7 protein-coding genes are annotated in these 8327 nt (G+C 52.0%); 5 read left to right on the forward strand and 2 right to left on the reverse strand.

Annotation, left to right across the window (positions count from 1 at the left end):
• The first annotated feature begins 172 nt into the window (after positions 1-172).
• Both B2Y11_RS03190 and B2Y11_RS03195 read left to right on the forward strand, forming a co-directional pair.
• Positions 173-1309, forward strand: coding sequence for an alpha/beta hydrolase (locus tag B2Y11_RS03190; RefSeq protein ID WP_291056122.1), 1137 nt, complete (start codon positions 173-175; stop codon positions 1307-1309).
• Between the two features lie 224 nt (positions 1310-1533).
• Positions 1534-2754 carry a class I SAM-dependent rRNA methyltransferase gene (locus B2Y11_RS03195; protein ID WP_291056125.1) on the forward strand — a complete coding sequence of 407 codons (1221 nt, stop codon included), beginning with the start codon at positions 1534-1536 and terminating at the stop codon, positions 2752-2754.
• Between the two features lie 52 nt (positions 2755-2806).
• Here B2Y11_RS03195 and B2Y11_RS03200 read toward each other — a convergent pair whose 3' ends face one another.
• Both B2Y11_RS03200 and B2Y11_RS03205 read right to left on the reverse strand, forming a co-directional pair.
• The gene (locus B2Y11_RS03200) at positions 2807-3397 is read right to left on the reverse strand and encodes a hypothetical protein (RefSeq protein WP_291056128.1); all 591 of its coding nucleotides are present in this window, start codon (positions 3395-3397) and stop codon (positions 2807-2809) included.
• An 85-nt stretch (positions 3398-3482) separates the two neighbouring features.
• A complete protein-coding gene (locus B2Y11_RS03205) occupies positions 3483-4904 on the reverse strand; it encodes an aldehyde dehydrogenase family protein (protein ID WP_291056130.1) in 1422 nt (473 codons plus the stop codon).
• A gap of 261 nt (positions 4905-5165) precedes the next feature.
• On the opposite strand from B2Y11_RS03205, the gene cobT reads away from it, so the two are divergent.
• Genes cobT through larC form a run of 3 tightly spaced genes read left to right on the forward strand, consistent with a single transcriptional unit; the run spans position 5166 to position 8013 of the window.
• Positions 5166-6218 (forward strand): nicotinate-nucleotide--dimethylbenzimidazole phosphoribosyltransferase, encoded by a 1053-nt coding sequence (gene cobT / locus B2Y11_RS03210; RefSeq protein ID WP_291056133.1) that lies wholly within the window; start codon positions 5166-5168, stop codon positions 6216-6218.
• A complete protein-coding gene (locus B2Y11_RS03215; protein WP_291056136.1) occupies positions 6215-7237 on the forward strand; it encodes a nicotinate-nucleotide--dimethylbenzimidazole phosphoribosyltransferase in 1023 nt (340 codons plus the stop codon). The genes cobT and B2Y11_RS03215 overlap by 4 nt, the downstream gene beginning before the upstream one ends.
• Positions 7237-8013 carry a nickel insertion protein gene (gene larC, locus B2Y11_RS03220; protein ID WP_291056138.1) on the forward strand — a complete coding sequence of 259 codons (777 nt, stop codon included), beginning with the start codon at positions 7237-7239 and terminating at the stop codon, positions 8011-8013. Before B2Y11_RS03215 ends, larC begins: the two co-directional genes overlap by 1 nt.
• Positions 8014-8327 lie beyond the last annotated feature (314 nt).

Below are 8327 nucleotides of genomic sequence, written 5' to 3' on the forward strand. Positions count from 1 at the left end.
AGCACTGATTCATTCGCAGAATCGAATTTCATATGAATTTTTATCCAATCGACCTCATAAGTCTCCTTAAATAGCTCGCTATTCGCGTCGACTTATTCCTTGCGTTGAATAAAAATTCAAGAATGAAATCCGATAACGATTGAATCAGCGCTTCCTTAAAGGAGAAACGAAAATGAAAAACGTAAAGAAAATGAAATGGATGATTCTTGCCCTGGCCGGTCTTGCTCTGGCAGGCTCTATGATGACAGCGGATGCGGCCGATGTAAACGGCCAGGCGGAAAAAGCAAAGGCCCTGCGGCAGATTTCTACCACCCCCTGGCCGGGAGATGAGCCTCTGAAGCTCACCCATACCTGGGATAAAACATTTCCCAAGAGCGACAAGGTAGATCACAGCAAGGTCACCTTCCACAACCGCTACGGCATTACCCTGGCAGCAGATGTATACATGCCGAAAAACAGGACAGGGAAAATGGCAGCGCTTGCTGTGGCAGGCCCCTTCGGCGCCGTTAAAGAACAGGCGGCAGGCCTCTATGCCCAGAATCTGGCGGAAATGGGATTTTTAACCATGGCTTTTGACCCATCCTTTATCGGCGAAAGCGGCGGCAGAATCAGAAATGTGGCCAGCCCGGACATCAACACGGAAGACTTCTCGGCAGCTGTGGATTATCTCTCCAACCGCTCCGATGTGAATCCGGATAAAATCGGTATTGTAGGCATCTGCGGCTTTGGCGGATTTGCCCTTAATGCGGCTGCCATGGATACAAGAATCAAAGCCACCGTCACTTCCACCATGTATGACATGAGCCGTGTCATTTCCAATGGATACTTTGATTACACAAAGGATGAGGACACCCTGAAGAAGGAAAGAATGGAAAGACGGAAAGCCCTCAATGAAGAGAGAACCCTGGATTATAGAAATGGAAACTACAAGAGAGACGGCGGTGTGGTAGATCCTCTTCCGGCAGATGCGCCTCAGTTTGTGAAGGATTACTATGACTATTACAAAACAAAGAGAGGCTATCATCCCCGGTCTCCTAACTCCAATGACGGATGGAACCTGACCAGTGCCCTGTCCTTCATGAATATGCCTCTTCTGACCTATGCGGACGAAATCGAAAGCCCTGTCCTCATGATTCATGGTGAAAAAGCTCATTCCCGTTATTTTTCGAAAGATGCATTCCAGCGGCTTAAAGGAAACAACAAGGAACTCCTTATCGTTCCCGGTGCCAGCCACACAGACCTTTATGACAACATGGACAAGATTCCCTTTGACAAAATCGCCGCTTTCTTCCACAAGTACCTGGGATAACCGGTGAGACGGGAGGGACAGCACGTAACGCTGAATTTATATAGATTGCCGCNNGCGGCAATCTATATAAATTCAGCGCCAAAGGTGCGTCAATCTTAAGAACCCTTTTCTGCTGAATCCTTTGAACCCGGAAAACAGGCCTGCCTCCGGCAGGCCTGTTTTCCTTCTTTCCCCTGTGGTAAAATAGCAGAAATAGGATTTCATTTTTACCACAGGAGACAGATATGGAAGCACTGAAAACGGTAACCATCAGCAAGAGGGCGGAACTGGCGGCTAAGGGGGGACATCCCTGGATTTACGGTTCCGAGATAAGAGAAGCAGAGGAGGGCATTGCGCCCGGGGACATTGTGAAGGTCCTTTCTTCCAAGGGAAAATTTGTGGGAAGCGGCTTTTACAATCCCCACTCCAAAATCACCATCCGCATTTTTTCCACCAATGCCAATGATCGGTTTGATGAAGTTTTCTGGAAAAGGCGGGCTGCCTATGCGGTGGATTACCGGCTCCAGGTGATGCGGAAGGAGGACTATGACTGCTGCCGCTTGGTGTTCGGAGAGGCGGATCAGCTGCCGGGCATGACAGTGGACCGTTTCGGCGACGTGCTGTCGGTGCAGGTGCTGTCCTTGGGCATGGAAAAGAGGAAGCAGGCCTTTATTGACGGCCTTATCGAAGTGCTTCGGGAAAGGAATCTTCCCGTTTCCTGCGTGTATGAAAGAAATGATGTAAAAATCAGGGAGCTGGAGGGCATGGAGCAGTACAAGGGATTTTACCATTCCCCCCTTCTCAGCCCTTCCGATGAGAAGACGCTGGTGAATATTGTGGAAAACGGCATCCGTTACACGGTGGACGTGGAAAATGGGCAGAAAACCGGTTTCTTCCTTGACCAGAAGTTCAACCGCCTGGCAGCTGCTTCCATTGCCCGGGGCCGCCATGTGCTGGACTGCTTCACCCACACCGGCGCCTTTGCCCTGAACGCAGCCAAAGGCGGCGCCGCCTCTGTGACGGCTCTTGATATTTCCGAAGAGGCGGTCCGCATGGCTTCCCATAATGGGGAAATCAATCATCTTCCCATCCAGGCGGTGCAGGCGGATGTGTTTGACTACCTGACGGAACTGGACCGGACGAAGAATCATGACTATGACTACATTATCCTTGACCCGCCGGCCTTTACGAAGTCGGGGAAAACGGTGCATGAAGCCTTCCGGGGCTACAAGGAAATCAATTACCGGGCCATGAAGATTCTTCCCCGGGGCGGGTACCTGGCCACCTGTTCCTGCTCCCATTTCATGGGGGAGGAACTCTTTGTGAAGATGGTGAAGGAAGCAGCCAGGGATGCAGGCGTAACCCTTCGGCAGATCGAATTCCGCCAGCAGGCGCCGGATCACCCCATCCTCATGACGGTGCCTGAGACCTATTACCTGAAGTTTTTCCTTTTCCAGATTATATAAAAAAGGCAGTGAAGAAATGATGGAAATTTCTTCACTGCTTTTTTATCCTGACTTATTGGCTGAGAAGGGCGTCCTGTCTTTCCTTCAGATACTCCTTCAGATTCAGGATCCTTACGGCGGTCCAGCTGCCGTTTACGTCCTTTTCCATGAGCACCTGCCAGGTGAAATCGTGGTCCAGTTTTTTATCGTGCAGTTTGACGGACACGGTGGCTTTGCCGTTCTCTTCCTTTACGTCCAGTATGTCGGTCATGGAGAGGGCGGCGGAGCCCAGGTAGGCGGAGAGGATCTGCCCGGGTTTGCCGGAAGGTTTGACATCCTCCTTTTGAAACCGGAGCTCCGTCTGGCGAACCAGTTCATCCACCGCCTGCTTTTTCAGCATTTTCAGGATGGCGGCGGCCAGGCCGTGGTCCGGCACGCCGTCGGCGGCAAGATAGGATACCGTATCATCTATGGCATAGGAATAGACCCTGTCCATATCCACCCTTTCCTTGAAGAGCTGCAGGTCTTTCTGCTTCACCGCCTGCTGGATTTCACCGGCCGCATAGGCAGGGGTCTTGGACCAGTACAGGAAGTACCAGCCTGCACCGGCGGCCAGAAGGACGGCAAGGATAAGGATGATTTTTTTCATAAATGAGCTGTTCATGGATTTCCTCCTTTTTCTTTATTATATCGAAAAGAGATAAAAAGAAACAGGGCTTCCTTGAAGGAAGCCCTGTCAAAGGGAAATCTTATTTTCCTGTATCGAAGAGAGCTTTCTGCTGGGTGAATTCCAGCATACCGTAAATACCGCCTTCCCTGCCGATACCGCTTTCCTTGTATCCGCCAAAGGGAGCTGCCGTGTCCCTGGGGCTGGCATTGATGTAAACGTTGCCTGCCTGGATCCGGTGGGCGATGGCAATGGCCTTTTCCTTGGGGCCGTACACGCCGGCGTTAAGGCCGTAGCGTACGTCGTTGGCAATGGAAACAGCGTCCTCTTCATCTTTATAGGTGATGACGCAGAGCACGGGGCCGAAGATTTCATCCTGGGCGATGGTCATATCATTCTTCACATCGGTGAAAATGGTGGGGCGAATGTAATAGCCCTTTGACGGGGAGCCTGGAAGGCCGCCGGTGAGGAGGCGGGCCCCTTCATCCATGCCCTTTTGGATATAGTCGGAGATTTTCTCAAACTGCTGCCGGGAGGACACGGGCCCCAGCTTTACCGTATGGTCTGTAGGATCGCCTACAGTATACTCCTTTGCAATTTCCACCAGCTGTTTTTCTATGATGCCTTTTTCTTCTTCCGGAATGAGGAGACGGGAGAAGGCGGTGCAGGTCTGCCCGGAATTCAGGAAGATGCTGTTGAAGCAGAGATGGATAGGTTCGGCGTAGTCATGATTCTCCGAAGGAAGAATGATATAGGGAGACTTGCCGCCCAGTTCCAGACTGATGTGCTTTACTGATTCCAGCGCCTTTTTGCCGACGGCAATGCCGCCGGAGGTGGAGCCGGTGAAGGAAATCCTATCCACCAGGGGATGGAAGGACAGGGCATTTCCTACTTCGCTGCCCCGTCCGGTGACCAGGTTGAATATGCCCTTCGGGAAGCCTGCCTTTTCAAAGGCCTCTGCCAGATAGTAGGACGACAGGGGCGTGTGCTGGCTTGGCTTTAAAATCACCGTATTTCCCATGAGGAGGGCCGGCACGATTTTCTGGATCACCTGGCCCAGGGGATAGTTCCAGGGAGTAATGCAGCCGATGACTCCCACCGGCTCCCGGTAGGTGGTGGAGTATTCCATTTTTTCCACCAGCGGCACCTTCGGCGAAAGGTCTATGTAGGAACGGGTGCGGACGTACTGGTATTCCACCTGGGACGCTTTGGTAAAGGCATAGGGGGACCCCAGTTCTTTGATGGTAATATGGATCAAATCCTCTTCCTGGCTTTTGAAAATGGTAAGGAATTTCTCCATAAGGGAAATCCGTTCTGCCAAAGGCAGGGCGCTCCAGGCGGGAAGGGCCCTGCGGGCGGCTCTGGCCGCTCTGTCCACGTCTTCCGCATTGCCCCTGGGGACTTTGGCAAACATTTCTCCTGTGGCCGGATTTTCCACTTCGATAAACTGTCCTGACGCGCCGGGAATCCACTGGCCGTCGATATAAAGCTTTTCAAAATCCACTGGTAAAACCTCCTTTAAGGAAGCGCTGTGAATGAATCATGGCCTCCTGAATGCAAAGAAAAAGGGAATCCCAGATTTCCTGTATCCCCTTCTTTGGCTTGATGAAATTGAAAAGAACTTCTGTCCCTATTATAATCATTTCCTCTGAAACATACAACGAAGGAAATGCTTTCAGAAATCGGAGCGATTCATGGTATAATAAACATGAATCTGCTTGAAGGTTTGATAGAAAAATAATGAAAATATAATAAGGAGGTATAAATGGGCTTACTGGATGAAACGCTGAGCCAAATCCGGCCGCTGGATGAAGACGCCATGGAAAGAGCGGCTTCCCGCTGGAAGGATCTCTACCTTGGTATAGGTGACCTGGGAAAAATGGAAAATATGGTGACCCAGTTTGCCGGTGTGACGGGAGAAGCCATGCCGGCCATTCCCAAGTGCTGCACGGTGATTGCCTGTGCCGATCACGGCGTATATGCAGAAGGGGTATCCGCCTATCCCCAGTCCACCACCGTAGGCATGACAAGGGCCTATGTGGAGACAAAGGGGGCGGCGGCCAATGCCATGGCCTACTATGCCCATTCGGACATGGTGGTGGTGGATATGGGCATCAATGCGGATATGAGCGGCGTGCCGGATCTCCTTGACAGGAAAATCGCCTTTGGCACGAAAAATATTGCAGAAGGGCCGGCCATGACAAGGGCGGAAGCCATCCGCTCCATTGAGACGGGTATTGAAATTGCAGAAGAAAAGGCAAAGGAAGGGTACAAGGTTTTCACCATCGGTGAAATGGGGATTTCCAATACCACCTCCTCCGCCTGCATTCTGGGCGCCTTCAATCACTGGAATGCCCTGGAGGTTACAGGCCGGGGCACCAATATTTCCGATGAACGGCTCCGCCACAAGGTGGAGGTGGTGCAGAAGGCCATGGATGTGAACCATCCGGATCCCGCAGACGGACTGGATGTCCTTTCCAAGGTGGGGGGCTTTGAATACGGCTGCATGACCGGTGTCATTCTGGGAGCAGCCGCCAACCGTGCCCTCACCATTATAGACGGGTTCAATACCACCGCCAGCGCCTTCATTGCCAAAGCACTCTGCCCGGAGGCGGTTCAGTACCTCATGGCATCCCATCTGTCCCTGGAGCAGGCCCATAAGAAATCCCTGGCGGCTCTGGGGCTTACGGAATATATTGACCTTGATTTCCGACTGGGAGAAGCCATCGGTGCCGGCATCCAGACCAGAATGCTGGACTACGCCCTGTCGGTGTACAGGGAATGCGTCACAAAGGAAGAAGCGGGGGTGAAAGCATGAGCGCTGTGCCAAAATTAAATGAAGATATTATGAAAGCCTGCCAGCTGTACGTGGATAACCTGATAAAGCCCATCCATTCCCTGGGAAAACTGGAGGAAATGGCAGTACGCATAGCCGGCATTACGGGCGTTGTCAAGCCTTCCTATCTGAACAAGGCTCTTGTCATTTTCGGCGGCGATACGGCAGTGGACGGGGAGAATAAGACAAAGGGGCAGCTGTCCCATGATGAAATGAAACTGGTGTCCCAGGGCGCCGGCCCGGTGAATGTCATCGCCCGCCAGCTGGACGCGCCGGTGTACCTCATTGACGCAGGCCTTGAAAAGGATACCTCCGACATAGTAGGTGTGCTTACAAAGAAAATGATTCACGGCACCCATCACGGCCGTCCGGCTATGGATGATGAAGTGGTGGAAGGTGCCGTCGCCCTGGGCATGTCGGTGGCAAAGACCCTTGCCCGCCAGGGCGTAGAGGCGGCAGGTCTTGGAAATATAGGGGAAAGGTCCCTTCTTTCCGCCCTGGCAGTGACGGCAGCCATTATGAAGGAAGACCTGATGAAGGTATCTGCCGGAAGCAGCTTCCGCCTTTCTCTCTCCGGCGTAGGAGACTTCGGCAAAGACCCCATAGGAAATCTGGCGGAGGTGGGGTCTGCTGAAATCGCAGCCCTCTTCGGCTTCGTGGTAGAAGCAGCCAGAAGCGGCATGATGGTGGTTTTCGACAATGCAGTCACCGGATCTGCCGTGCTGGCGGCGGTGACGGTGTATCCGGAAATCAGGAATTTTATTTTCCCTTCCCTATACTATGATGAACCGGTACATAAAATGCAGATGCAGAAGCTTGGCATGAAACCATTCCTTCATTATGATTTCACAGAGGCCGAGGGCTTCGGCTCCGCTTTGGGACTGTCCCTGCTGGATGCGGCCATTGATATGCTGAACCAGATGAAGACCTTTGGCTCGGCGGACGTGGATGTAGCCATTGACGGTGCAGGAAGCGGGAGGCAGAGAAAGGAGATTAAATAATGAAAGCTCTTTTTATCAGATGCTACGGTAAACTGACGGCAGATATGATGATTGGCGGGCTTATCGACATGGGTGTGCCGCCGGTGTACCTCAAGTCCAAGCTGAAAGAGGCGGGCCTTCCGGATCATTTCATCGAAAAGCCCAATCCCAAAGCACAGATTTCCGCCCATTATTTCCACATCCCCCCCTTCGGGGAAAAGCCTCTCCTTTTAAAGCAGGCAGATATTTTCCGCCTCTGGAAGGAAATCACCGCCAAAGGGGCGCCGGAATGGGAGGAAACAGGGTGGAAGGTTTTCTCCCGGCTCACCGCCGGTGCTTCCGATGCTGTCCTTGACATTCCGGCGGATGTGGTGGATCTGCGCCGTGTAGGGGTTTCGGAGGAAAATCTGGTATCCCTGTACCTCTTCCTTGCCTCTCTGGATTACCTGGAGGTGGAAAGCCTTTTCACCTGCCCGTTTTCCATTGATGAAGGGAAAACGGAGGCAGGAAAGGCGTCTGCCGCCATCCTGACCGACGCAGTTTCCACAGTGGGGAAGGATGTATCTCCCGAGGATATCCATCCCTTTGCCGCTGCCATGGTGGAAGGTCTTTCTACCTTCCTGCCTATGGACGGCAGGTTCCTGGTGGACCGCTCTGCCTACGGGAGCTCCAGCGCAGAGAAGCCTACAGGAGACAATACCATGGCGGAATACCTGGGCTATTTCACCGACCGGGGAGAGTCTGTTTTCGGCAGGCATATGAAAGTATTCGGCACTGACGCAGGGCTGGATTTATAACAAAACAGGCACCGAAGGCAGGGGAAACCGGCCTTCGGTGCTTTTTTGATTTTTTTGAAAAAAGGGCTTGCCAAAAGAGGAGAAATGAGCTATAATCACTTTCGTCGCACGGCGGAAGTCTTCCGACAGGAAATCAAATCTTGATTGATTCAAAATTCCCTGTTGACAGAAAAAACACAATGTGCTAAGATATAAGCCGTGACATTGAGAGTCATCTCATCGATGAAAATAAAATTTCAAAAGTGACTTGACAAATCAAAAAGTAATGATATAATAATATCGTTGCTAACACATGCGGAAGTAGCTCAGTGGTA

It is taken from the genome of Dialister sp. UBA1703 (assembly GCA_002320515.1).
Classification (GTDB): domain Bacteria; phylum Bacillota; class Negativicutes; order Veillonellales; family Dialisteraceae; genus Dialister.